22 protein-coding genes are annotated in these 23,324 nt (G+C 73.3%); 14 read left to right on the top strand and 8 right to left on the bottom strand.

Annotated features, from left to right (window positions below; genetic code table 11):
* The first annotated feature begins 216 nt into the window (after positions 1 to 216).
* The 10 genes from ACZ7DE_RS33430 (at position 217) to ACZ7DE_RS33475 (ending at position 10,675) form a co-directional block, all read left to right on the top strand.
* A complete protein-coding gene (locus ACZ7DE_RS33430; RefSeq protein ID WP_470767800.1) occupies positions 217 to 585 on the top strand; it encodes a hypothetical protein in 369 nt (122 codons plus the stop codon).
* Positions 586 to 790: 205 nt separating this feature from the next.
* A complete protein-coding gene (locus tag ACZ7DE_RS33435; protein ID WP_470767802.1) occupies positions 791 to 1,201 on the top strand; it encodes a hypothetical protein in 411 nt (136 codons plus the stop codon).
* 412 nt (positions 1,202 to 1,613) lie between these two features.
* Complete coding sequence (locus tag ACZ7DE_RS33440; RefSeq protein WP_470767804.1) at positions 1,614 to 2,132, top strand: ArsR/SmtB family transcription factor; 519 nt, start codon at positions 1,614 to 1,616, stop codon at positions 2,130 to 2,132.
* 41 nt (positions 2,133 to 2,173) lie between these two features.
* Positions 2,174 to 3,214 (top strand): serine hydrolase domain-containing protein, encoded by a 1,041-nt coding sequence (locus ACZ7DE_RS33445; RefSeq protein WP_470767806.1) that lies wholly within the window; start codon positions 2,174 to 2,176, stop codon positions 3,212 to 3,214.
* Between the two features lie 406 nt (positions 3,215 to 3,620).
* A complete protein-coding gene (locus ACZ7DE_RS33450) occupies positions 3,621 to 4,076 on the top strand; it encodes a hypothetical protein (protein WP_470767808.1) in 456 nt (151 codons plus the stop codon).
* Positions 4,077 to 4,214: 138 nt separating this feature from the next.
* Complete coding sequence (locus ACZ7DE_RS33455) at positions 4,215 to 4,676, top strand: hypothetical protein (protein WP_470767810.1); 462 nt, start codon at positions 4,215 to 4,217, stop codon at positions 4,674 to 4,676.
* 20 nt (positions 4,677 to 4,696) lie between these two features.
* Positions 4,697 to 6,763, top strand: coding sequence for a hypothetical protein (locus ACZ7DE_RS33460; protein WP_470767812.1), 2,067 nt, complete (start codon positions 4,697 to 4,699; stop codon positions 6,761 to 6,763).
* A gap of 474 nt (positions 6,764 to 7,237) precedes the next feature.
* Positions 7,238 to 8,266, top strand: coding sequence for a MerR family transcriptional regulator (locus tag ACZ7DE_RS33465; RefSeq protein WP_470767814.1), 1,029 nt, complete (start codon positions 7,238 to 7,240; stop codon positions 8,264 to 8,266).
* 169 nt (positions 8,267 to 8,435) lie between these two features.
* Positions 8,436 to 9,947: a cryptochrome/photolyase family protein gene (locus tag ACZ7DE_RS33470; RefSeq protein WP_470767816.1), complete on the top strand. Its 1,512-nt coding sequence runs from the start codon at positions 8,436 to 8,438 to the stop codon at positions 9,945 to 9,947.
* 161 nt (positions 9,948 to 10,108) lie between these two features.
* Complete coding sequence (locus tag ACZ7DE_RS33475) at positions 10,109 to 10,675, top strand: DUF4383 domain-containing protein (RefSeq protein ID WP_470767818.1); 567 nt, start codon at positions 10,109 to 10,111, stop codon at positions 10,673 to 10,675.
* Between the two features lie 83 nt (positions 10,676 to 10,758).
* On the opposite strand, the gene ACZ7DE_RS33480 is transcribed toward ACZ7DE_RS33475, so the two are convergent.
* The 8 genes from ACZ7DE_RS33480 to ACZ7DE_RS33515 all read right to left on the bottom strand — a co-directional run bounded on the left by ACZ7DE_RS33480 (position 10,759) and on the right by ACZ7DE_RS33515 (position 17,952).
* Positions 10,759 to 11,100, bottom strand: coding sequence for a DUF3140 domain-containing protein (locus tag ACZ7DE_RS33480; RefSeq protein ID WP_470767820.1), 342 nt, complete (start codon positions 11,098 to 11,100; stop codon positions 10,759 to 10,761).
* Complete coding sequence (locus ACZ7DE_RS33485; protein WP_470768002.1) at positions 11,100 to 11,327, bottom strand: hypervirulence associated TUDOR domain-containing protein; 228 nt, start codon at positions 11,325 to 11,327, stop codon at positions 11,100 to 11,102. The genes ACZ7DE_RS33480 and ACZ7DE_RS33485 overlap by 1 nt, the downstream gene beginning before the upstream one ends.
* 274 nt (positions 11,328 to 11,601) lie before the next feature.
* A complete protein-coding gene (locus ACZ7DE_RS33490; protein ID WP_470767822.1) occupies positions 11,602 to 12,627 on the bottom strand; it encodes a hypothetical protein in 1,026 nt (341 codons plus the stop codon).
* 298 nt (positions 12,628 to 12,925) lie between these two features.
* Positions 12,926 to 14,479 (bottom strand): FAD-dependent oxidoreductase, encoded by a 1,554-nt coding sequence (locus ACZ7DE_RS33495; RefSeq protein WP_470767824.1) that lies wholly within the window; start codon positions 14,477 to 14,479, stop codon positions 12,926 to 12,928.
* The gene (locus ACZ7DE_RS33500; protein ID WP_470767825.1) at positions 14,476 to 15,207 is read right to left on the bottom strand and encodes a class I SAM-dependent methyltransferase; all 732 of its coding nucleotides are present in this window, start codon (positions 15,205 to 15,207) and stop codon (positions 14,476 to 14,478) included. The genes ACZ7DE_RS33495 and ACZ7DE_RS33500 overlap by 4 nt, the downstream gene beginning before the upstream one ends.
* A gap of 132 nt (positions 15,208 to 15,339) precedes the next feature.
* Complete coding sequence (locus ACZ7DE_RS33505; RefSeq protein ID WP_470768004.1) at positions 15,340 to 16,533, bottom strand: lycopene cyclase family protein; 1,194 nt, start codon at positions 16,531 to 16,533, stop codon at positions 15,340 to 15,342.
* A gap of 173 nt (positions 16,534 to 16,706) precedes the next feature.
* A complete protein-coding gene (locus ACZ7DE_RS33510; protein WP_470767827.1) occupies positions 16,707 to 17,108 on the bottom strand; it encodes a hypothetical protein in 402 nt (133 codons plus the stop codon).
* A gap of 217 nt (positions 17,109 to 17,325) precedes the next feature.
* Complete coding sequence (locus ACZ7DE_RS33515; RefSeq protein ID WP_470767828.1) at positions 17,326 to 17,952, bottom strand: sigma-70 family RNA polymerase sigma factor; 627 nt, start codon at positions 17,950 to 17,952, stop codon at positions 17,326 to 17,328.
* Between the two features lie 341 nt (positions 17,953 to 18,293).
* Here ACZ7DE_RS33515 and ACZ7DE_RS33520 point away from each other — a divergent pair, with 341 nt between their 5' ends.
* From ACZ7DE_RS33520 to ACZ7DE_RS33535, 4 genes are read left to right on the top strand one after another with little or no spacing between them, the layout of a single operon-like run.
* The gene (locus ACZ7DE_RS33520) at positions 18,294 to 19,625 is read left to right on the top strand and encodes a polyprenyl synthetase family protein (RefSeq protein ID WP_470767830.1); all 1,332 of its coding nucleotides are present in this window, start codon (positions 18,294 to 18,296) and stop codon (positions 19,623 to 19,625) included.
* Positions 19,622 to 21,202, top strand: coding sequence for a phytoene desaturase family protein (gene crtI / locus ACZ7DE_RS33525; protein ID WP_470767832.1), 1,581 nt, complete (start codon positions 19,622 to 19,624; stop codon positions 21,200 to 21,202). Before ACZ7DE_RS33520 ends, crtI begins: the two co-directional genes overlap by 4 nt.
* Entirely contained in the window at positions 21,199 to 22,275 is a 1,077-nt protein-coding gene (locus tag ACZ7DE_RS33530) for a phytoene/squalene synthase family protein (RefSeq protein WP_470767834.1), read from the top strand. Before crtI ends, ACZ7DE_RS33530 begins: the two co-directional genes overlap by 4 nt.
* Positions 22,272 to 23,279 (top strand): DUF5914 domain-containing protein, encoded by a 1,008-nt coding sequence (locus tag ACZ7DE_RS33535; protein WP_470767836.1) that lies wholly within the window; start codon positions 22,272 to 22,274, stop codon positions 23,277 to 23,279. Before ACZ7DE_RS33530 ends, ACZ7DE_RS33535 begins: the two co-directional genes overlap by 4 nt.
* Positions 23,280 to 23,324: the final 45 nt, after the last annotated feature.

The raw sequence follows: 23,324 nt of genomic DNA on the forward strand, positions 1-23,324 counted from the left end.
CTGACCGCGGCGAAGCCCCCGCCCCACCCGTCCACCCGATCCGGGCCAGGGTGGGTTGCCCTCTTGCACGGTTCCTGCTGGTCGCGGCCTGTTTCCCGGCTCGGGGCCAGGGCGGGAAACAGGAAACCCGTCGAACTCCCCGGACCCGGCGGACAGTCTGATGTCGAAAGACCGAGCACGACCTGCGACCAGGCAGGACGAACGCAAGGGGGAAACATGCGCAAGGTCATGAAGGGCGTCGTCGCACTGGCCACCGCCGCCACGGCGATGGTGGCGCTGACCGGCACGGCCGAGGCCAAGCCGACCGCCGACTGGGCCGGGTGTCCGTCCGGCGCCGTCTGTATCTACCCGCAGAACCAGAACCCCGCCCAGAGCCCGAGCCACATCTTCTGGAGCTACGGCGCCCACAACCTGAGCAACCAGGTCGGCTGGCACTGGGTGCTCAACAACCAGACCGGTGGCGCCTCGGCGGAACTGTGCCTGAACTACGGCGGCACGAACTGCAACTACACCATCGCGAACCCCCCGAGGGGGGTGTGGGCCGACCTCACGCCCGTTAACTCGATCAAGCTGAACCGGCCGTAACTCCGCTGTCAGGGCCGCCCGTGGAAGCCCGTGTGGTTCCTACGGGCCGGCCCCGGTCCCAGTGCCGCCGGCCATGCCGCATGGTCAATCCGACTTCATGTCAGCGGTACTGAATTCACGCTTCTGGCTGAGCACGGAAAGCCGTCCCCGCGGCCTGCCCGCGACTCGGCTCGCACGTTTCTACGCCTCGAAGACAAGGGGAAACATGTTCGCGAATCGCATCAAGGCGGTCACGCTCTCCGCTGCGGTGATCACTGTGCTGACCGGCACTCTGGCCGCTCCCTCGGCGCAGGCGGCGCCGTCGTCGTCGGCGGCGGCGGCCGAGTGCGGCGTCCGGGCTCAGGACGGCCGGCTGTGGTGTGGAAACCGGGGGGACGCGCCGACGCGGCTCCAGCCGTTTCACGAGAGTCCCTTCAACGGGTTGCTGAAGTCGACGTTCAGCTACTTCACCTGCTGGAACACGGGCGGACTGCACGGGGGCGGGAACACGACCTGGTACCGCACGGTGCCCGACTGGGTCAGCGAGGGGTCGGAGGGCTATGTACCGGCCGACTGGGTCTTCACTCCCAGCTGGTTCGACGCGGACCCGAGCAGGTACGGGCTACGGCACTGCTGACGGCGGAACCGTCGAACCGGTCGCCTGTAAGGGACCGGATGCGCTGGAATCCCGTCTCACACGGGCGCCCGATCGGGTGATCGAGGCGTAGTTCAACACATCGCGGCAGGGCTTCCTGGCGGCTCGAGGTTGTCGAAAACCAATGAGCCGTCCAGAAGCCCTGTTCGCATTTTTTCGTAGCGACGACCGTGCCGGGGCCGGTGGGAGCTGCCCAGGGGCCTGCACTCCCACCGTCCTGTCCGGCGTCGCCCCTTTCAGGCATCCAGGGGACCCTCACGTCCAGGGGCGGGTCGAAGCCGGCGCGACAACCGTCGATGGCCTCCGGTCATCGTGCGACAGCGCCCTTCGGCGAAGTCGACCGGAAGCACTCAGGACTTGCTCTGCTATTACGTAATAGCGTAACTTCTGGCTCATGCCTGACGACCCCCTGCTGGAACGACTCACCGCGCTCGAAGAACGCGTGTCGCGGCTGGAGTTGAAGCCGACGGCTCCCCGGGACGACGTGTTCTGGGCGCTGGAGGGGCTGCGCCGGCGACTCACCGGCGACGGGCAGGTGCTGTTCACCGGCGCAGTGGACCTGCCCACGGGCGAACACTACGAATGGCAGCAGGGCGCGGCGGCGGAGGAACTGCTCGAGGCGAACTGGGCCGACCACGCCACGCCGTACGCCGCCCTGGGGCACCCGGTGCGGCTCACTCTGCTGCGCGCGGTCCTGCGGGGAACCCGGTCCGCGGCCGAGTTGCAGGAGACAGCCGGACTGAACACCACCGGGCAGCTCTACCACCACCTCAAACAGCTCACCGCCGCCGGCTGGCTGCAGGCCGAGGGGCGCGGGCACTACCAGGTGCCCGCGGGCAGGGTGATTCCGCTGCTCGTGCTGCTGTCCGCGGTGGTGCCGGCATCGAACTCGACGACAAGGAACGGTTCATGAACCGACGGACATTCATGGGCTCTCTGACCACTGGAGCTGTTGTGTCACTGTTACCCGCGAACGCCAGGGCGACCGAGAGCGACCTGGCCGCGCGCGTGCGGCGCTACCTCGACCGTGCACTGGCCGCCGGCAGCCCGAGCGTGGTGTGCGGAGTCGTCCGCGGCGCACAGCGACACACGGCGGGCGCGTCCCAGAGCGGACCCGCGCCGGACGGCAGGACGGTGTTCCAGCTCGGCTCCATAGGCAAAACCCTTACCGCCACCGCCCTGGCGCGCGCCGTGTGTTCAGGCAGGGTCCGTCTCGACGCGCCGCTCGTTCTGCCCCCTGCCTTCCGAATCCCGTCCAAGGGCCGGCGGATCACCCTGACCGACCTGGCGACGCACACCTCCGGTCTGCCCTCACTGCCGCCGAATCTCCTGGCGGAGGCGGATCCCTACGACCCGTACGCGCACTTCACACTGGACGACCTGGCCGTCGGTCTGGCCGAGACGACGCTGAGCGCCGAGCCGGGCAGCACCTACGAGTACTCGAACCTCGGCTTCGGACTGCTCGCACAGGCGCTGGCCTTCGACGACGTGGATGCGCTGCTGAAACGCGACGTGACGGCGCCGCTGCGCCTGCGCGACACAACGACGGCCCTGAGGCCGGACATGGCCGCCCGCAAGGCCGTCGGACACCTCGACGGGGAGCCCGTTCCCGACTGGCACGATCGGGTCCTCACCGGCGCGGGCACCTCCGTCTACAGCACCGTCGACGACATGATCCGCTATCTGGGCGCACAACTCCTCCCGGAGCGGTCCGCGTTGCGAGGCGCGATCGAGCTGACGCAGCGTCCTCACTTCACCGTCGACGAGAACCTGCGGCTCGGGCTCGGCTGGCACCTCAGCACGCTGCCCGGCGGCCGTACGATGACCTGGCACAACGGCGGCACCGGCGGATTCAGCACCTGCGCGGCGTTCAGCAGACAGGGCACGACGGCGGTGGTGATGATGGTGAACACCTTCAGCGAGGAGTCCGACGACGCCCCACGCCCGGTCGACGCGTTGACCTTCGCCCTGCTGTCGGAACTCGACGAGGCCTGAGCTTCTCCAACGGCGAGGAAAGGCATCGCGTGCACGCGTACGGGGGGGGCGAGGCGGCCGTTCGAGTGAACGGTCGGACCGGGCCCCGACGCCGCCGCGCGGGGCCCGGGAGCGCGCCGCCTCCCGTATCCCTTGTGCGGCGGGCGCTCGAACGGGATCTTCGTCCCGAACCCTCATAGGACATTCGCCGCCACGGGGGACGCCGGATGCACCCACGGGCGATGGGAGCCCGTCAGCCGTTCGTCCCGCCCCGGCTCGGCACCCGTTCGTCCCGCCCCGCCTCCCGTGGGCGCAGCGAAGGGCCGGCCCGGCGGGCGAACGGCTCACCGGCCGTTCGAGACGCGTCCAGGGACATCGCCCGAATGACGGCGGTGCGAGAAACGGTTCACGGGACACTCATCTCTGCATGAGCGATCACCACGACGGCCCCGACGCATCTCACCGCCGACCGGCCGGCGTTTCCGACACCACCGTCCAAGCCCTTGGCGCCCTGTCCAAAGCTCTGGAGACGACCGAACGCGCGCGCGGCCACCTGTACGCCTTCCATCAGCTGACGGGCGGCGCCGACTTCGAACTGGACCGCGCGGTCAAACTCCTGCGCGAGGCCGGCCACCCGGACTGGGCGGACCGCATCCAGCACGAGATCCTGGGCCGCAACGTCATCCCCGGGCGCTGGACCTTCCAGATCATCGAGTCCTACAACGACACCTACTACGACCCCTTCAAGGCCATCGAGAAGAAGGCCCGCCAAGAACTGGCCGACGGCAAGGACCACCTGTACGAGGCAGAGCTGAAGGAAGAACGCCGAACCAGCGGACACTCCCACCACACAGCCAGGCCCGACGCCCCCGACACGCCATAGCGCGCGCATCGGGGCCGCGCTCCACCTCGCGGCCCCCTGTGTGCGCAGCTGTGACCGGAATCGGCAAAACGACCTGGTTCGCGTGCGCGTCGCGCTAGGGTCCCGATCCTGATTCGTTGGGACTTGGGGGGATGGGCGATGCTCACCGAGGCGATGGCGGCAGCTGCTGCGGCAGGAGGCACAGCGGTGGTGGAGGCCGCCGGCTCGGATCTCTGGGCGTTCTTCCGGACGCGGTGCGCCCGGCTGCTCGGCCGGGGTGACCCGGGCCGCGAGGACGACGCGCTGGACCGGCTGGAGCGTACCGCCGCCGTCCTGGACGCCGCGGACGAGGACGAGCGGGAACGGGTGCGCGACAGGCACGCCCGATTGTGGCAGGGCGAGTTCTCGTCGCTGCTGGCGAGCTTGGAAGAAGAGGCCGACCGGGAGCGGTTCATGGCCGAACTGCGTTCCCTGCAGGAGCAGTTCGGCGACGACGCCGCCGGAGGAGCCGTGTCGGGCAACTCCTTCCACGGGCCGGTGGCCTTCCAGACCGGCAGCCACAGCCGTCAGGACATCCGTTTCGGGACGGCGGGGAGAACCGTCACGAACCCGGCGGGGTGAGCGGTCACGGACCCGGTGAGGTGACCCGCAACTCCTTCCACGGTCCCGTGGCCTTCCAGACCGGTGCGCACAGCACCCTGAACGTGAACCAGTGTGCCGCGCCACCCTCACCGCTCGACGCCTCGGCCGAAGAGCTGGCCAGGGTGGTGGGCACCGAGTGGCACGAGGAGGCCCAGTGGCGACGGCTGTTGGTGCCCGCCCCGCTGCCGGTGCGCTGGCGGGTGACCAACCGCAAGGTCACGGACCGGGTCGCCGGTGCCACCGCCGAAGGGAGAAGGGCCCGGTTCGCGCCCCTTCCGGGGCTGGCGGCGGTCACCCGCGAACAACTGCGCCGGGGCGGGGGCCTCGACGAGCTCCACGCGGTGTACGGCGGGCTGGCCTCGGGACGGATATTCCTCGTGGGGTCGCCCGCGGCGGGCAAGACGGCTGCCGCGGCGCTGTTGCTCCTCGACGCGCTGCGCCACCGGCAGGACTTCGACGCGCAGGACAGGGCGCGCATCCCGGTTCCGGTACTGCTGACCCTGGAGGGATGGGATCCGGCCCGGGAGAGCCCGACGGAGTGGGCGGCGGGCCGGCTCTCCCGCCAATACACCCTGTTCCAGGGGCGGGGCGGGCGCGAGCAGGCACGGCGGCTGCTCGAGTCGGGCCGGATCGCGCTGTTCCTGGACGGACTCGACGAGGTCGGCGGCAAGCTGCGCCATGCCGTGGTGAGCGCATTGGAGCAGGCGCCGTTCCGGCTGATCCTGATCTCCCGGGCCAAGGAGGCCGTGCTCACGGCGAAGTGGGCCGGTCTGGGCGGTGCGGTGGCCCTGGAGATCCTGCCCGTCGCTCCCGCTGACGCGGCCGAGTATCTGCTCGACACGTTTCGCGAGGAGCCACCACCCGCGTTGCGGGCGCTCACCGAGCGCCTTCTGAGCGAACCCGACAGCGCGGTGGCCAAGGCCCTGGCCAGTCCGCTGGCAGTCACCTTGGTGCGCGACGTCTACGCCGACGGCGGCCCGGCCGACGAACTGCTCGACGACACCCGGTTCGCCACCCGCGAGGCGATCGAGGACCACCTGCTCGACTGCGCCGTCGTCGCCGCCTACACCCCTCGGCCGGGAGACCGTCCCCGGTGGTCCCCCGAGACCGCCGAGCGGACCCTGCGGTACATCGCGCGGCGGCTCAGCCAGGACGACAGCCATGACCTGCCCTGGTGGCACATCCCCGGCTGGACGCACTCCCGTCCGCGTGCGCTCGCCGTGTGGGCGGCGGTCACCGTGGTGTGCGGGGTGCCCGGCATCGCCCTGGCCTGGACGCTGACGCACTCCGTGTACGCCTGGCTGATCGGCGTCCCGTCCGCGGTCGTCGGCGGGTGGGCGGCCGGTGACCGCTTCACGGAGCTCAGCGATCCGCAGCGGCTCAGGAGCGCGGGATGGCGGGACACGCTGGAGAGCGCCGGTTGGCGGGACATCTTCACTCGCGGAGCGGTGATGTCGGGGGTGGTGGAATGGCTGGCGACGGGCACCGTGGCGACCCTGACCAGTCCACTGCTCCCGGGCGGCAACACGCCACCCGCCTGGCTCTGCTACCTCACCACACTGCCGCTGGGGTTCACCGGGGTGCTGGTGACGGGCCGCGGATACCGGATCGTGGCAGGGACGCCCCTGTTGTCCGCCGGGGCGGGCTCCTGGTACGACGATGTGCGCAAGTTCCACAACCGTCCTCCCGTGGCGGACACCCGCTCGATCGGTCCGCGCCAGGCCTGGCGGCACCACATCGGACTGCGTCTGGTCCTCGGCCTGCTCACCGGCCTCGCGGCGGCACTGCTCACCGCGCCTCTCCTGGCCTGGTGGGTCGGGCTCGGGACGGGGTTGGCGAGCGGGGTCTCGACGGCGCTCGTGGTCGGCGTCATGACCGGACCGGTCGGCAACCTCGCCGTCGCCACCGCGCTCACCGCCGTGCAGTTGTCGAGGGAGGAAGGCACCCCGGTACGTCTGATGGCGTTCCTCGAGGACGCGCGCCGCCGCAACCTCCTGCGGGCCACCGGGCCCGTCTACCAGTTCCGCCACGCCCGTCTGCAGAAACGTCTGGCTGCGCAGGAGTGATCAGCCCGGCGCCCGGTTCGTCTCCTGGACCGGCGTCTCCCGTCCGGACCTGAAGGCGACTGTGACTGAGCGTGAGGCGGACGACGACGTCGGCCGCCTCATCCCGTCGCTCCTTCGCGATGTATGACGCCAACTCGGCCAGCCGGGCGGCCACCAGGCTGCGGGCGGCCTTCACCGAGCCGGTCCCTCCTCGTCCCGCCCGGCTCCGCGCCCCTCCGTGCCCGCCGACTCCGCCCCCTCCGCCCTCTCCGTGCACGCCGACTCCGCCCCCTCCGCGCGTCCGGCTCCGCGCCCTTCGGCGCATCCGCGCGACCGTACGGGCCCGAAGAGGTGTCAGTCGCGCGGACCGCACGGGTCCGCACGGACGCGAGACGAGGTGGTGCCCGTGTCACCCCGACGCTTCTCCTGGGCCGCCCCTCCCCCGTCGTGGTCTTCGTCCGCCGTCCTCGCGCGCACGGCTGACGCGCAGTCACCGTGACCGCGTCCGAATCGGCGAGGCTCCCCGACGCGGGCGTCACCACGGGATTCCTGGCCCGCATGCTCGGCGTCTCCCCGACGACGCTGCGCTCGTGGGACCGCCGCTACGGACTGGGGCCGGCCGTGCGCGCCGACGGTCGGCAACGCCGTTGGTCACGACAGGACGTGGCCATGGTGAAGGAGATGTGCCGGCTCACGGCCACCGGCGTGCCCCCGGCCGAGGCGGCGCAAACCGTCCTCGAACGGGCGCGCGGCAACCACGCGGAAACGGCGGTCGGCCCCGTCACGGCGCCCGCGCCACCCGCACCGGCGCCCCGAGCCGTACGGAGTGGAGACGACACCTCGCGCTCCCCCAGCGCGCTTCCCCTCGGAGCCGTACGCCACGAGTGCCGCGGGCTGGCCCGCGCGGCCGTTCGACTCGACGCCCCGGCCGTGCAGGACCAGCTCGCCGCCGCGGTGCGCGCCCACGGACTCGTCACCGCATGGGAGGAGGTCATGGCGCCCACCCTGCGCGCGGTCGGCCGCAAGTGGGAGTCCTCGGGCGACCGCTACGTCGAAGTCGAGCACCTCCTGTCCTGGCACGTCTCCACCGTCCTGCGACACCTGTACGTCTGCTCGGCCCCCGCGGCGGCCGGCCAGGACGCCGCGCCGGTGCTCCTCGCCTGCCTGCCCGGCGAGCAGCACACACTGCCCCTGGAGGCGCTCAACGCCGCGCTCGCGGAGCGGGGCGTGCCGACGCTGATGCTCAGCAGCGCCGTTCCCGGCGAGGCGCTGGACGGAGCCATCAGACGGGTCGGGCCTGCGGCCGTCGCGCTGTGGGCGCAGTCACGGTCCACCGCCAGCCTGCCGCTGGCCCAGCACATCGCCTCGGCGCGCTGGGGCGTTCGCGGCGCCCGTCTGCACAGCCCGGTGCTCCTGTGCGGCCCCGGCTGGGACCGCCGCGCACCGCGGGAACTCCTGCACCCGTCCGGACTGAGTGACGCCGTGCGCATCCTCGTCTCGCTGCACACGTCCGCCCCCGGGTAGGGCAGCCGGACCGCTCGCACCCCACAGGGCACCCGGGCGCGGACGCATCACCCGTTCGCCGTGCATCCGTGAATGCTTCACCGGTGCAAGCTCCCTGTGGACGCCCTACACCGCCCCGGAGCTGATCCATGAACGCACCGCCCTCGCCGACTCCTCGCGGACCCCGCCCATGACCACCGCGCACTGGCTCTTCGGCGACCAGCTCGGACCACACTTCCTGACGCCCGGCCGGGAGGGCCCGGAACACGACTCGCCCGTCGTGATGATCGAGGCGCGGTCGGTCTTCCGCAGACGCCGCTTCCACCGTGCCAAGGCCCACCTCGTGCTCTCCGCGATGCGGCACCGGGCGGCGGAACTCGGTGACCGGGTGCGCTACGTCAAGGCGCGGACGTACCGCGAAGGGGTGCGCGAGGCGGTCGGCTCCGCACCGCTGACCGTGCACCACCCGACCTCCCGGGCCGCTCTCGGTCTCGTCCGGACCATGGACGGCGACGGTGTGCGCGTCCTGCCCGCGCGGGGCTTCCTCGTCACGCACGACGACTTCCGGGCATGGGCCGACGGCCGCGGTGGAGGACGGCTGCGCCAGGAGGACTTCTACCGCTGGGTGCGCCGCAGCCATGACCTGCTCATGAACGGCGAAGAGCCGGCGGGCGGGCGCTGGAACCACGACCACGACAACCGTGAGGCGCCTCCCGGCGGGACCCGCACGCTCGGGGCGCCGGCCCCCTGTCGTCCGCACGAGGACGCCATCGACGACGAGGTGCGCCACGACCTCGACCGGTGGGAGCGCTCGGGAGAGGTGTCGTTCGTGGGCCGTGACGGACCGCGGCTGTTTCCCGCCTCCCGCCGCGAGGCCCGCGGCGCCCTGCGCCGCTTCGTCGGGCACCGGCTCGCCGGGTTCGGTCCGCACGAGGACGCCATGCTCGCCGACGATCCCGTGCTCAGCCACAGCCTGCTGTCGTCTTCGCTGAACCTCGGGCTCCTCGATCCCGCGGAGTGCGTCGACCTCGCCGAGGACGCCTGGCGTCGCGGTGACGCGCCCGTCAACAGCGTCGAGGGGTTCGTGCGGCAGATCGCGGGCTGGCGCGAGTACGTGTGGCAGCTGTACTGGTACTTCGGCGAGGACTACCGGCACAGCAACGCCCTGCGCCACCACGCCCCGCTGCCCGACTGGTTCCTCGACCTCGACGCCGAAGCGGTCACCGCGCGCTGCCTGTCCACCGTCCTCGCGCAGGTACGCGACACCGGCTGGACCCATCACATCCCGCGGCTGATGCTGCTCGGCAGCCACGCCCTGCAGCGCGGATGGGACCCGCAGGCGGTGACCGACTGGTTCCACCGCTGCTTCGTCGACGGCTACGACTGGGTGATGCTGCCGAACGTCGTCGGCATGTCCCAGTACGCGGACGGCGGCCGGATGACCACCAAGCCTTACACCTCCGGCGGCGCGTACGTGAACCGCATGAGCGACTTCTGCGGTCCGTGCGCCTACCGCCCGAACGTGCGAGCCGGTGCGGACGCCTGTCCCTTCACCTCCGGGTACTGGGCCTTCCTGCATCGCCACCGCGCCCGGCTCGAACGCAATCCGCGCATGTCACAGGCAGTGCGCGGACTCGACCGGCTGACCGACCTCGACGCGCTGCTCGAACAGGAGCGACGGCGCGGGGACGGCCCTCCGTGAGCCGGAGACACGACGAGCCGGAGACACGACTCGGCTCCGGCACGAAGTCACCCGGACGGAGTGCAACCTTCCCCGGTGCGCGAGACGAAGGGTGGGAAGGCAGGGCGGCCGGACACGGCGCAGCCCTGAGGGAACGGTTCCCCGCCCCGAAAGGATCTGCCATGAAGCTGAGCGACGAGCTTCCCGTCGATCACCAACTGGCCACGGTATACCGCTACGGCGCCGCGCTGTGCGGCCTCGTCCTGTTGGTGTTCGGCATCCTGGGCTTCGCCGACCGTCTGAGCCCGTTCGACACGGACGGCCGGCACCTCGCTGGCATGTCGACCAACGGTCTCCTCAGCCTCGTCTCCGTCGTCTTCGGACTCGCCCTCGTCGCGGGCGCCGTCGTCGGTGGGAACGTAGCGTCGACGCTCAACATGGTCGTCGGGTCCCTGTTCCTGCTGAGCGGCTTCGTCCACCTCGTCCTCCTGGACCGGTCGGCGAACGTTCTGGACTTCGGCATGGCCAACGTCCTGTTCAGCTTCGTGATGGGACTGGTCGTCCTGACCTTCGGCATGTACGGGCGGGTCTCCGCCGGGCTTCCGCACGACAACCCCTACTGGCGGCGTCGCCACGCGCGTAAGGCGGGCAGGGAGTCCCTGGCCCGCCGGCGCACCGTCCGGCCCGCCGACGCGCTGCTTCCCGCCGACTCCGATCCGACCGCTCTGACGCCGAGCCGACGGCCCTGACCTCCTCCGAGCCTCCTCCCTCCGGGCCTGGCGTCCGGCTCACCGTCCGGTGAGCCGGACGGGCCACGACACCGCCTGCCCCCTCACTTCTCGGGGTCGTGGCCCCAGTTCATGAGGGAGTACCGCCAGGGCGTGTCGCCGACGTCGCCGCCGGGGCGCTGCGCGATGTGGCGGCGGACGTAGCCGACGACCTTGCGCATGTGTGCGAGGTCGTCGTCGGTGAGGTCGGTCTTCCTGGTGTGCAGGAGCTCGACGATGCGCCGCCCGGAGGCGTGTCCGACGCTTTCTCCGCCGTCGCTCTGCCCGACGCTCTTCGACTCGTCGGTGCCCAGCCACTTCTCCAGCTCAGCGGCACTCATGTTCACGGCGTCGTGGAAGTCGCCGACGATCCCGTCACGGTCGTCGTCCCGCTCGGTCCCCGCCATCAGGAGCGGCGGCCCTTCTTGCGCAGGGCGCCGGGCTTGTGCACGGCCGTGCGACCGGACTTGTCGCTCTCCACCTCGTACTGCGGCTCCTCACTCGAGGCATCGACGGTGCGGCCGGCCGCTTCCGTGCGATCGGTGATCTTCTTCTTGACCTTGCCGGGCACGTTCTGGCCGTGACTCCTCCACGGGACCTCGTCGCCTTCGCTCAGGTCGTCCTTCTTGGGCATGACGTTCTCCTCGAACCGGCTGCTGACGGCGCTCTGGGCACGGCCGGGCGCGGTGGGCGCGGCGCACCGGACCGGCGACGTCATTGGTTCCCAGACTCGCGCCGACGACTCGTTCACGCATTCGCGGGCACACGCCCGTCGGCAATACCGCGGGCGACGGCCGTACGAAACAGGCGGCTCGGCGGAGTCCACGCGACAGAGTCCGACGGCGGCTGCGGCCGACCGCCGGCACCGGACAGCGGAGGCAGGACGCCGGAGGCCGGAGGCCGGGCGCTCAGGGCTTCAGCAGGGCGACCGTGCCCGTGGCGGCGACCCGTCCCCGGTCCAGGACCGCGAAACGGGGGCCAGGCGACTGCGCGGTCACCTCGACGAACGCGCCCGCGCGGGGCGACGGGCCGTACAGGTCCACGCTCAGGCCCGTCACGGCCGCGGCCGTCATACCGCAGGACAGCAGCGCCGCCTGCCGCCCCGCCTCCAGGACCGCCAGGGCGGGGAGCCGGGAGGGGCGTCCGGGAAGGAGGACGGGATGTCCGGGGTCGCGCGGGGCGATCAGCAGCCGCCTCTGGCAGACCCGGGCCAGCATGACGTCGGGCTCGGCGGCGGCCCCCACGGCGGCCGCCGCCGGGTGCAGAAGCCCGACGGGCGGCCCGGAGGTCCCCAGCCCGTCACGGTCGCCGACCTCGTCGCTCTCCCGCCGGGCCAGCCGCATCGTCCCGGAGCCGAACCGCAGACCGGCGTGCAGGAAGTCGGCCGAGACCCGGTATCCGGCGAGGCCCGCGTCGTCGAACAGGACGTCGCTCACGGCGAGCCGCACGGCCACGACGGTGGCGTCGCCGGCCTCTCGTGGTTGCGCGCCGGGCGCCACGCCCAGGCTGACCGAGACGGGTTCCAGCGCCTCGGCTGCCGTCGCGAGGTGCCGGCGTTCCAGGGCCGCGGCAAGCTGGCGAAGCGACTCGGCCATGATCAGCGGATGGTGGACGACCGTGAGCTCGCGTTCGTTGAGCGGGTGCAGGCGAGGCCACTGGCAGCGGGCCTCGAACCCTCGTGCGCCCACCCGGCGCAGGGACAGGACGAGCATCGCGGCCATGGTGTCGAGACCGATGCCGAGCCAGGTCGGCGCAGCGTCCGCGGCCTCGCTCCGCGGACGGTGCCGCGGCTGTGCGGGCCCCGGGTTCAGCGGCTGTGCGGGCTGCGAGTCCGGCTGTGCACCATGCGGTTCTGCCTGCGGCCGCGGGGCCGTGGGGAGAGCGTCGGGAAGGGCTCGTGCCCCTCGCACCTCGTGCGTCGTCGCGCCGCGCATGTGCGTCTCCCTCAGTGACGAAGCTCCCGGCGGGCCTCGGACGTGCGGTCCGCGCCCGCCGCTCACCCAGACCATTCGCGCGTCGACGCCGCGGCGGATGCGATCCGTGCGCGCGGCACCCGTACGGACGCCTGCCGGCAGGTCGGACGGAGCACCCCCGCGGCGGCAGCCGGGCCACCGGGTACCGGGGTGGCGGAGACCGAGGCGGCGCATCCCTCGGGACCGCCCCGCCGCACCCCGCCCCACCGCACCCCGCGCCGTCTGCCCCGTCGACGAGGTCCGTCCGGCACGGCGCCCCTCAACCGAGTCGTGCAAGCCCGCGCAGCACCGCGCTGCGCCCGCGGTCGGGCACCGTCCACAGGGTCTGGCCCCTGACCCCCCAGCGTTCCAGCAGTGCGTTGGCCGCGAGGAAGCCGCTCGTGGCCGCGCGTTCCATCAGGGCCACGGGCAGGTCGGTGCGCACGAGGTCGCCGGCCACCACCAGCCCGGGATCGGAGGTCCGCACGGTCGGCCGGTCACCGTGGCCGCCGACCGGGAACAGCGGGCAGTCGGCCCGCCACTCGTGCCGTTCGTCGACCACCGTCGCCGCGCGCGTCTCCGGGTACACCCGGTGCAACTGCTCCAGCAGGCGCTTCTGCTCGACGTCTCGGACCGCACGCTCGGGCAGGGCGTAGGCGTGCAGTTCGACGACCGATCCTCCGGTGCGCGAGGCCCAGCGCGCCGCCTCACCTTCCCAGCGCTCCAGCACGCTGACGTTGTCGAGGGTTCCGAAGCCGCTGGTGCCCAGGAAGCCGGGGCGGTCGGCGGCGACCGGGCGGTCCAGCCACAGACGCGAGACGAGGAACGGCGGCGCGGCGCGCAGCCGGGCGATCCGCTCCCTCCACGCGGCGTCCGCCAGACGCGGGGAGTGTGCGACGAGCGAGGTGAGGCCTGCGGCGTCCAGGGCGAGGACGGCGGTGTCGTGGCGCCGTTCCGTCGTGTCCGTGGCGACGACGAAGCCGCCGTCCGCCGTGGGCTCGACGGTCTCGACGCGGGCGCCGGTGCACACGTCGACGCCGTGGCCGCGCAGATAGTCGGCCAGCGGCGCCCACAGAGCGGACGGGAAGGGCTCGGCGGGCACGTCGAAGAGCAGGCCTTCCGCGGAGCCGAGGAAGTAGATGTGGAACATCAGCACCATCTCCGCCGCGGACAGCCGGCGCGGGTCGGCGAAGAAGCTGCGGGAGAACACCTCGAACGCGAGATGCTGCGCGGCCTGCGGGAAGCGGATCGACTGCAGGAAGTCGTGTGCGCTGACGTCGTCGAGCCGCTCGTAGACCCCGGGGACACGGACGTCCAGGAGGGGCAGTGCGGCGACCGGGTTCATGCGGACGAGGTCGCGCAGTCCGAAGGAGGGACTCAGGGCCACGAAGCCGAGGGCGCTCCACGGTGGGGTGCGCGGGACGTGCCGGAAGCTGTCGTACAGGCCGCTGCCGTGCCGGAGCGGGTAGTCGGGCAGGGCGCGCAGGCGGGTGAGCCCCGGATCGGTGCGCCGCAGAAGGCCGCGCAGGTTGTAGTACTGGCGGAAGAACGCGTGGAAGCCGCGGCTCATGGTGACGGTGCCGCCGTCGGAGAGGACGGTCGGCCAGCCGGCCAGACGTCCGCCCAGGACCGGTTCGCGTTCGTAGAGCGTGACCCGTACGCCCTTCTCGGCCAGGCCGGTCGCTGCCGCGAGCCCGGCGATGCCGCCGCCCACGACCGCTGTCGTGCGGGGACGGTCGCCGGTCAGGCGCGGTGCGCCGGGGGCGGGCAGGACGGTGCGGGCGCGCCGGTCACGGCCGCGGCGGGGAGCGTGCGGTCGCCCGGTGCCGGTCATCGGGCGCTCTTGGCGGCGGCGCCGGGGCGGCGGGCGACGACGGTGTGGGCGATGCCGGTCTGCCATCCCGGCAGGGGCAGGGTCCGGACGTCCTGGAAGCCGGCGGCGCGGACCCGGGCGGCGAAGCGGTCCGCCGTGTCGAAGTCCACGACGCTGCGCCACAGGTGCCGGTACAGGTCGCCGTCGCCGAGAAGGGTGGCGATGGGCTGCACGAGTCCGCGGCACACGCCCGTCCACACGACGCGGTGGGCGCTCCGGCCGCTGAGGGTGTACTCGTGCACGGCCAGCCGTCCGCGCGGCGCGAGGACGTCACGCACCGCACCGAGGACCGCGTCGGGGTCGGTGACGTTGCGGAAGAGGTAGGCGGCGAAGACCGCGTCGAAGGGGCCTCGCACGCCTGCTTCGGCCAGCCGTTCGGCGGGGGCCCGCACGAACGTCACGCCGTCCCGCCACGGTTTGCGCGCTGCGCGCTCCAGCATGCCGGCGGAGGCGTCCACGGCGGTGATCTCGGCGTCGGGGAGGACCGCGGCGAGGGCGGCGGTGGAGGCGCCCGTGCCGCATCCGAGGTCCAGCACGCGCAGTCCGGCGCCGCCGTCGGGCAGGCCGAGGCGGCGTGCGGAGCGGCGGAGCTGGCCGTGATAGCCGGGGTTGGCGGCGACCAGGGTGTCGTAGCTGCGAGAAGCGTGGTCGAACGCGGCGGCCAGGTCCTCGTCGCGCAGCAGGGTCATGCGGTCTCCTCGGTCGGGATGCGGTCGGAATTGCCGTCGGAATTGCGGTCGGAATGCAGGCCGGGGCGTGTCGTGGGTCGGGGGCGGTCCGGGTCGGAGGAGGGCGGGGTGTCCGATGCCCCTTCGGGTCGGTCACGGCCCGGGGTGGGACTTGCGGGCGAGCCAGGGCAGCTCCGCCGCGCTGCGCAGCATCGGCAGCACGGGGGTGCGGACGCCGACGGAGAGGTCCTCGTGCAGGCGGGTGCCGCCGTCGAGGAAGCGCAGCAGCCGTTCCGGCGGCACCCGTGCGAAGAGCCGCGCGAAGAAGTCGGCGCCGTCGACGCGGCCGCTGTCCAGTGCCCGCAGCATGACCGCGTCCATGGCGCGCGAGCGGGCCGAATGGCCGGGCGGCGGCATCGGACGGCGGCCCGCGTGCAAGGCGTCCGCGACGGCCCGTGTCTGGCGCTGGACGGCGGAGAAGGTGTAGCCGGTGGACGGCCGGGTGGCGCCTCCCGCGGCGCCGATGCGGAAGACGGACGGCGCCGCTCGACGGGCGAAACGGGCGTCGGTCATGGGGATCACGCCGGTCTCGGTCGCGGTGACCTCGAAGCCGCCCAGCTGCAGCACCTCGTGGGCGTAGCGGCGCAGTTCGCCCTCGTACGCCTCGCGGGACAGTACGGCTTCGGAGAACTGGGTGTACTCCAGGAGCGCCTCGCGAGGGCCGGTGGGCAGCAGGTAGCCGAAGGCGAGCCCCCGGGGCGGCTGCGGCACCCGGAAGTCCATGAGGTCCACCGTGGCGGGGTCGAACATCGGACGTTCGGTGCGGACGAACCAGCCACGGAAGTGCTGCAGCAAGGTGGTGCGGGCCGCGGGCAGGCGGGCGAGGGGCCGGGAGTCGAAGACCCAGCGGGCGTGCACCGTCACCGGACGGCCGTCACCGGCACGGGCCCGGATGTCCGCCCCGCCGGCGTCGCCGTTCACCGTCTCGACGGTCGCCTCCAGTCGCCGGACGTCGTCGCTGTCCGCCAGGTCGCGGGCGACGAGGCGCTCGAAGTCGTCGGAGCGGAGCATCTTGTAGCGGAGGGGGGCGATGTCGTCCTCGATCGGCCGACCGGCGCGGGCGTGCACGCGCAGCCTGTGCCATTCGGCGGTCAACGCGGCGTCGTACGGGCCGGCGCCCGGCTCCCAGAAGCACCAGGTCCGGCTCGGCGGGCGGAGCGGACCGGGCGGCGCGTCCACCAGTACGGCGGACACGCGGCGGGTCCCGGGGGAAGCCTGCGTGAGCCGGTGGGCGAGGGACAGTCCCGCCGCTCCCGCGCCCAGGATGGCCACCTCTGCCTGCACCACGAGCCGCTCTCCCTTGGTGTGCGTGTTCCACCGGCGGCGGGCGGGCAGCCGGTGGCCTGTCGGAAGCATTCACCCTGGAGGAGCTCCGCGGATGCAGGCCCCGCCGGGGTGTCGGCCGTGCGGTGGTGCGCCACGGGCGGGAAGGGTGAGGGTCGACGTACGCCGGTCCGGTGTCAGCGGTTCGCTTCGCGGGGCGGTCCGGGCCACAGGCGGGCGAGCAGGCGGACGACGGCCCGGACCGCGGCGGCCGGGCAGCGCAGGGCGTAGGCGCAGGCGCGCCGCAGGGAGCGGGCGGTCGACGGCGGTGGGGGCGGCGGCGCCGAGGGGCGTTCGGCGGCCAGGTGGGTGCGGACCGCGGTCCATACCCGGGTGGGAGGCGCTTGCAGGGTTTGGCCCGGACGGGTCAGACGTCCTGCCGCTGCGGCGCGTTCGTAAAGGGTCAGCCGTTCGCGGCACGCGCGGCAGAGGCTGAGATGGCGGGCGGCGACGGCGCCCCAGGGCGCGCGGCTGCCGTCGAGGGCACGGCAGACCAGCTCCGCGTGGGGGATGTGGGACAGTGCCCGGCGCTCGGCCACGGCGTCACCTCCTGCGTCCTCACGAACCCGTTGGGTGCGCCCCCGCACCGGTCGGGCGCGATCCGCGCGGCGGGCCGGACTCTTCCTCACTCCTACCGGCGAAGGGGCAGCGCCGGATGCACCGCCCGCGTGAGCCGCGGCTCACGCGGGCGGCCGGGAGGGTCGCCCCTGATCCCATCCCGACCCATGGCAGGACTCGCATCGTTTGCGCGTCGAATCATCTCCTGTCCCCACTGACTCCGTCCCTCTCGAGGCAGCGGCCGAGCCGGTGCAGGCCGCGCCTGGCATGGCTCTTGACCGTGCCCAGGGGCCAGCCGGTGAGCTCGGCGATCTGCGGCTGCGTCAGGTCGTCGTAGAAGGCGAGGGTGAGCACGCGGCGCTGGGCGGCCGGCAGCTTGGCGAGCTCGTCGCCGATCAGGACGCGGTCGAGGACGGCGTCGGGCTGGACCTCGCGGTCGGGGGATCCGACCGACATCCGCGCGCCGGCCGCGGCCACGAGCTCGGCCCGTCGCGTCCGCGCCGCCAGGGCGTCGGCGATCTTGCGCCGGGTGATGCCCACGAGCCACGCACTGAGCGTGCCGCGTTCCGGTGCGAACCCGGCCCGCCCCCGCCACGCGGCCAGGAACACCGTCTGGGTGACGTCCTCCGCCTCCCGGGCGTCCCCCAGCGAGCGCAGCCCGAGCGTGTACACGAGGGCGCCCCACCGGTGGTAGGCGGCCGCGAGACAGGACTCGGAACCGGCCGCGAAGCCCGCGGCGAGTTCCTCGTCGGCCAGGGAGTCCTCCGTCGGCGCCCACAGCGGGGTGCTGTCGACGGTCTGCTCGGTGACTTGGCGTGCAGTCATGGCGCTGCTCCTCGTGCGGGCGGTGACCCTGCCGTCTTCCGGGCGGGCGGGAGCCGGGTGTGCCGGGACGCCCCCGCAGGCCGTGATCCGGGTCGCCGACGGCGACCCCGACTCCCCCACCATGCGAAGCGCACGAGCGGTGCGACAACTTGCATCGTCCGTGCATCGTTTACGCCGCACTGCCCGCGCGGCCGTCGCGCCGTCACCCTCTCGGCCCACCGGCGCCGGGCCTCCGAGCCGAATTCGCCGACGCGTTCTCCCCTGATGGCGCATCCGGAGCGGCCCCCGGCGCGGAAGGCATTACGTCAGACACCCATGCGACCGCGGCGAGAGGAACCGGGATGCGCCCCACCGAGGCGAAGGATCTTCCTGTGGCCAAGAAAGCACCCGACCCTCACACCGGGCGCCCCGCAGGCGGCTTCCCGCGACTCGGAGACGGCCTCCCCTCCCCCGGCGCGCCCACGGAGTTCCCCGGTCCCCCGCGGCTCCGGCTGGACGCCACCACGCTGGACGACGTCGACGGTGACGTGCCCGCAGCCGTGGGCCGCCTGCTGGACGGCCTCCTGAGCGAACGGGTCGAACGTGCAGCGGCCCTCGACCCGGTGTTCGGCCGCGACCTCGCCGAGCGAGTCGCCGCCTTCACCCTGGAGGGGGGCAAGCGCATGCGCTCCCAGTTCGTGTGGTGGGCTCTGCGCGCCTGCGGCGGCGGTCCCCTCGATGCGGAAGCCGCCCTGCAGGTCGGGGCGGCCCTCGAACTGATCCAGACCTGCGCCCTCGTCCACGACGACGTCATGGACGGCTCCCTGCTGCGTCGCGGACGGCCCGTCCTGCACGCGGACGTCGCCGCCCAGTACGCGAGCGCCGCCGCGCCCGAACACGGCCGGCGCTTCGGCGAGGCTGCGGCGATCCTCGCCGGCGACCTGGCCCTGGCCTGGGCGGACGACACGGTCGCCGCCATCGAGGTGGAGCCGGACACCGCCCGCAGGGTGCGCGACCTGTGGAGCACCATGCGCACCGAGATGGTGGCCGGTCAGTACCTGGACATCCAGGGTCAGGCCACCTCCTCCGGGTCCCTGGCCCGTGCCGTCCGCGCCGCCTGTCTCAAGAGCGCGCTGTACTCGGTGGAACGTCCGCTGGCGCTCGGAGCCGCCCTGGCAGGCGCGGACGGCGCGCGCACCGCCGCACTGTGCTCGGCCGGCCGCTGCGTCGGCATCGCGTTCCAGCTGCACGACGACCTCACCGACGTCTTCGGCGACCCCCGGCGCACCGGCAAACCCGCCGGCGACGACATCCGGACGGGCAAACCCACCTACCTGGCGGCGGTGGCCCGCGCCCGGGCGGAAGCCACGGGAGACGGGCGCGCGCTGGCCGTGCTGCGCCCTTCGCCGGGCCGCGCCGACCTCGGCGAGAGCCGTCTCGCAGAGATCCGGGACGCGCTCGTGAGGACCGGGGCGCGCGACATCGTCGAGACGAAGATCGACCGGCTGGTCGCCCAGGGAATGCGCCATCTGGAGTCCGCCGCCCTGGAGCCGCAGAGCCGCGGGCGCCTGCGGGAACTGCTGCACGCGTCGGCCGGCACGACCCCCGTCCCCCCGCCCGGACCGGGCGGCGCGGACGACGGCATGCCCGTCTCCGTGCTGCTGACCGTCGGCGCCGAAGGGGGCGTCCGATGACCCGCACCATCGCCGGACCCACGGACCACGTGGTCGTGGTCGGCGCCGGACTCTCCGGCCTGGCGGCCACGCTGCACCTGCTCGGCGCGGGCCGCCGGGTCACCCTCGTGGAGCGCGACGCGCTGCCCGGGGGCCGGGCCGGACGACTGGATCGCGGCGGCTACCGCATCGACACCGGGCCCACCGTGCTGACCATGCCCGACCTCGCCGACGAGGCGTTCGCCGCGGTCGGCGAGAGCCTGCGCGACCGCGTCGACCTCGTCCCCCTGCACCCCGCCTACCAGGCGCGGTTCGCGGACGGCAGCAGCCTCGACGTGCACACCGACGCGGCGGCGATGGAGGCGGAGGTCGAACGCTTCGCCGGCGTCGAGGAGGCCGCGGGCTACCGGCGGCTGCGCCGATGGCTGGAGCTGCTGTACCGGGCCCAGATGCGGCGCTTCATCGACGCCAACTTCGACTCGCCCCTGCACCTGCTGACCCCGGACCTGGCACGGCTCGCCGCCCTCGGCGGATTCGGCCGGCTCGACGCACGGATCGGCCGTCACCTGCGGGACGAACGCCTGCGCCGGGTCTTCTCCTTCCAGGCGCTGTACGCCGGAGTCCCGCCGGCGCGGGCCCTCGCCGCGTACGCCGTGATCGCCTACATGGACACCGTCGCCGGCGTGTACTTCCCCCGCGGAGGCATGCACGCCCTGCCGCAGGCCATGGCGGACGCCGCCGCGCAGGCGGGCGCAGAGCTGCGCCTCGGGCAGGCCGTCACCCGGCTGGAACGCTCCGCCGGGCGCATCACGGCCGTCGTCACCGACCAGGACCGCATCCCGTGCGACGCCGTGATCCTGACCCCCGAACTGCCGGTCTCCTACGGCCTGCTCGGTCGCACACCGCGCCGCCCGCTGCGCATCCGGCACGCTCCGTCGGCCGTCGTCCTGCACGTCGGCACCGACCGCACGTGGCCCGGACTCGGCCACCACACCCTGTCCTTCGGCGACAAGTGGCACCACACGTTCGACGAACTCACCCGCGACGGCCGCCTGATGAGCGACCCCTCGCTGCTCATCACGCGACCCACCGCCACCGACCCGACGCTCGCCCCGCCCGGCCGCCACCTCCACTACATCCTCGCCCCCTGCCCCAACACCGACATCGGGCCGGCCGCCGCCACCTGGGGCGATCTCGGCCCGCGCTACCGCGACAGCATCCTGCGGGAACTCGACCGACGCGGCTTCGAGGGCATCGCGGAGGCCGTCGAGGAGGAGGTGCTCGTCACCCCGGCCGACTGGACGGCCCAGGGGCACGCGGCCGGCACCCCCTTCTCGGCCGCCCACACGTTCGCGCAGACCGGACCGTTCCGGCCACGCAACCTGGTCCGCGGCACCGACAACGCCGTGCTCGCCGGGTGCGGCACCACACCCGGCGTCGGCCTCCCCACCGTCCTGCTGTCCGGCAAACTCGCCGCGGCCCGTATCACCGGGCGCCACGCGGCCGCCCTCCCCCACCGCTCACGCGCCGTGCCGCGCGTGCCGGACGCGCCCGCTCAGCCGGACGCGCCGACCGTCTCGGAAGGAACGCGTACATGACGGCCCGTGAACTCGACGCGGCGGGCATCACCGGGCCGGCGCTGCGCGACGCCTACATGCGGTGCCGGCGGCTCAACGCCCGGCACGGCAAGACGTACTTCCTCGCCACCCGGCTGCTGCCCGTGGAGCGCCGGCCGGCAGTCCACGCCCTCTACGGCTTCGCCCGCTGGGCCGACGACATCGTCGACTCCCTGGACCCCGGCATCCCGCCCCACCGCCGCGCGGCCGACCTCGCCCGCCTCCACGAGCGTCTCCAGCGAGGGCTCCGCGACGGAGACAGCGCCGAGCCGGTGGTCCTCGCACTCGCCGACACGGCCCGGCGGTATGCCATCGACCACGGCCACTTCGGCGACTTCATGGCATCCATGCGCAGCGACCTGGAGGTCACCGACTATCCGACCTACGACGACCTGCGCGCGTACATGCACGGTTCCGCGGCGGTGATCGGGCTGCAGATGCTGCCCGTCCTGGGCTCCGTCGTCCCGCGCGAGGTGGCCGCCCCGCACGCGGCCGCCCTCGGCGTCGCCTTCCAGCTGACCAACTTCCTGCGGGACGTGGGCGAGGACCTCGACCGCGGACGCGTCTACCTGCCCGCCGACCTTCTCTCCGCGTACGGCGTCGACCGCGAACTGCTCCACTGGAGCCGCCGCACCGGCCGCCGCGACCCGCGCATCACCGAGGCCTTCAGAGCCTTCGAGGACCTCACCCGAGGCGTCTACCGCGAGGCGGCGCCGGGCATCGCGATGCTCGAACCCGTGTCACGTCCCTGCATCCGCACGGCCTTCGTGCTCTACGGCGGCATCCTCGACGCGGTCGCCGCCGACGGGTACGCCGTCCTGCACCGGCGTGCCGTGGTCCCCCGGCGACGGCGGGCCGCGGTGGCCGCCGACGGGCTGATGCGCCTTGCGGCGGCCCGGACGGCAGCGCGCCTGGCGCGCCGGACGACGGTGCCGGCCCAGCCCGCCGGACAGTCCCTCGCACCCGGACCACCCGCCGGGCCCGGACGACCCGTCGAAACGCACCCGGTGTCCCGGGCCGCCGCTGCGCAGCCACTGCACGAGGAGGTCACGTGATCCCCGACCGTTTCGCCCGCCGCGGACGCTTCCCGCTGTCACTGCGCAGGAACCCGGTCGCCTGGGAGCGGCAGCGTCCGACGTGGCGCGAGGCCCGCCCGGCAGTCATCGCCCAGGCGCTGAAGCGCGCGCAGGCACGCCCCTCGGGCAACTGGTTCGTCATGGGCGCGACCCGGGACGTCCGCGACGACCGGCCCCTGGCCCGGACGATCGCCGGCCAGGAGGTCGTCGTCTGGCGCGACGCCACGGGCCGCCTCGTCGCCGGACCGGGCGTCTGCCCACACCTGGGCGCACCGCTGCGCGACAGCCCCGTCAGGTGCGGCACCCTGGTCTGCCACTGGCACGGACTCGCTCTGCGGGGCGCACCGTTCGCGGGCTGGGAGCCCCTGCCCGCGTACGACGACGGCGTGCTGGTGTGGGTGCGCCTGGACGACGTGGGCGGCGAGGCGCCCCTGCAGGCGCCGGTGGTGCCGGTCAGGCCCGCCCTGGCCGAAGCGGTGACGGCTGTCTACGTGGGCGTCGGCGCCTGCGAGCCGGAGGACGTCGTGGCGAACCGTCTGGACCCGTGGCACGGCGCCTGGTTCCACCCGTACTCCTTCGTCGACCTGACCGTCGTCGACACCCCCGCCACGACGAAGGAGGACGGTTTCGCCGTCGACGTCTCCTTCAGGCTCGCCGGACGGCTCGTCGTGCCGGTCCGTGCCGTGTTCACCGCGCCCGAGCCGCGCACGGTCGTCATGCACATCACGGAAGGCGAGGGCGAGGGGTCGGTGGTCGAGACGCACGCGACCCCGCTGGGCCCCGACGACCGGGGCAGGCCCCGCACCGCGGTGGTGGAGGCCGTCGTCGCGGCGTCGGACCGCCCCGGCTTCGCCGTGGCCCGCAGGATGTCGCCGCTGTTGCGCCCCCTCGTGCGGGCCGCCGCCGGACGCCTGTGGCGCGACGACCTGGCCTACGCGGAGAGGCGCTGGCATCTGCGCTCGACGGGACGCTTCCCCGGCTGAGTGTGCGCCCTCTGTCATACAGCGGAGCCCATCCGCGACAGGCCG

It is taken from the genome of Streptomyces sp. NPDC037083, from assembly GCF_055606485.1.

Bases quoted from the DNA above. Each gene is read 5' to 3' on its own strand.
- ACZ7DE_RS33455 (WP_470767810.1), top strand. From the start codon at position 4,215: ATGCTCACCGAGGCGATGGCGGCAGCTGCTGCGGCAGGAGGCACAGCG.
- ACZ7DE_RS33500 (WP_470767825.1), bottom strand. From the start codon at position 15,207: ATGACCCTGCTGCGCGACGAGGACCTGGCCGCCGCGTTCGACCACGCT.
- ACZ7DE_RS33530 (WP_470767834.1), top strand. From the start codon at position 21,199: ATGACGGCCCGTGAACTCGACGCGGCGGGCATCACCGGGCCGGCGCTG.
- ACZ7DE_RS33470 (WP_470767816.1), top strand. From the start codon at position 8,436: ATGACCACCGCGCACTGGCTCTTCGGCGACCAGCTCGGACCACACTTC.
- ACZ7DE_RS33495 (WP_470767824.1), bottom strand. From the start codon at position 14,479: ATGACCGGCACCGGGCGACCGCACGCTCCCCGCCGCGGCCGTGACCGG.
- ACZ7DE_RS33480 (WP_470767820.1), bottom strand. From the start codon at position 11,100: ATGGCGGGGACCGAGCGGGACGACGACCGTGACGGGATCGTCGGCGAC.
- ACZ7DE_RS33515 (WP_470767828.1), bottom strand. From the start codon at position 17,952: ATGACTGCACGCCAAGTCACCGAGCAGACCGTCGACAGCACCCCGCTG.
- ACZ7DE_RS33485 (WP_470768002.1), bottom strand. From the start codon at position 11,327: ATGCCCAAGAAGGACGACCTGAGCGAAGGCGACGAGGTCCCGTGGAGG.
- crtI (WP_470767832.1), top strand. From the start codon at position 19,622: ATGACCCGCACCATCGCCGGACCCACGGACCACGTGGTCGTGGTCGGC.
- ACZ7DE_RS33450 (WP_470767808.1), top strand. From the start codon at position 3,621: ATGAGCGATCACCACGACGGCCCCGACGCATCTCACCGCCGACCGGCC.
- ACZ7DE_RS33435 (WP_470767802.1), top strand. From the start codon at position 791: ATGTTCGCGAATCGCATCAAGGCGGTCACGCTCTCCGCTGCGGTGATC.
- ACZ7DE_RS33520 (WP_470767830.1), top strand. From the start codon at position 18,294: ATGCGCCCCACCGAGGCGAAGGATCTTCCTGTGGCCAAGAAAGCACCC.
- ACZ7DE_RS33440 (WP_470767804.1), top strand. From the start codon at position 1,614: ATGCCTGACGACCCCCTGCTGGAACGACTCACCGCGCTCGAAGAACGC.
- ACZ7DE_RS33490 (WP_470767822.1), bottom strand. From the start codon at position 12,627: ATGCGCGGCGCGACGACGCACGAGGTGCGAGGGGCACGAGCCCTTCCC.
- ACZ7DE_RS33430 (WP_470767800.1), top strand. From the start codon at position 217: ATGCGCAAGGTCATGAAGGGCGTCGTCGCACTGGCCACCGCCGCCACG.
- ACZ7DE_RS33475 (WP_470767818.1), top strand. From the start codon at position 10,109: ATGAAGCTGAGCGACGAGCTTCCCGTCGATCACCAACTGGCCACGGTA.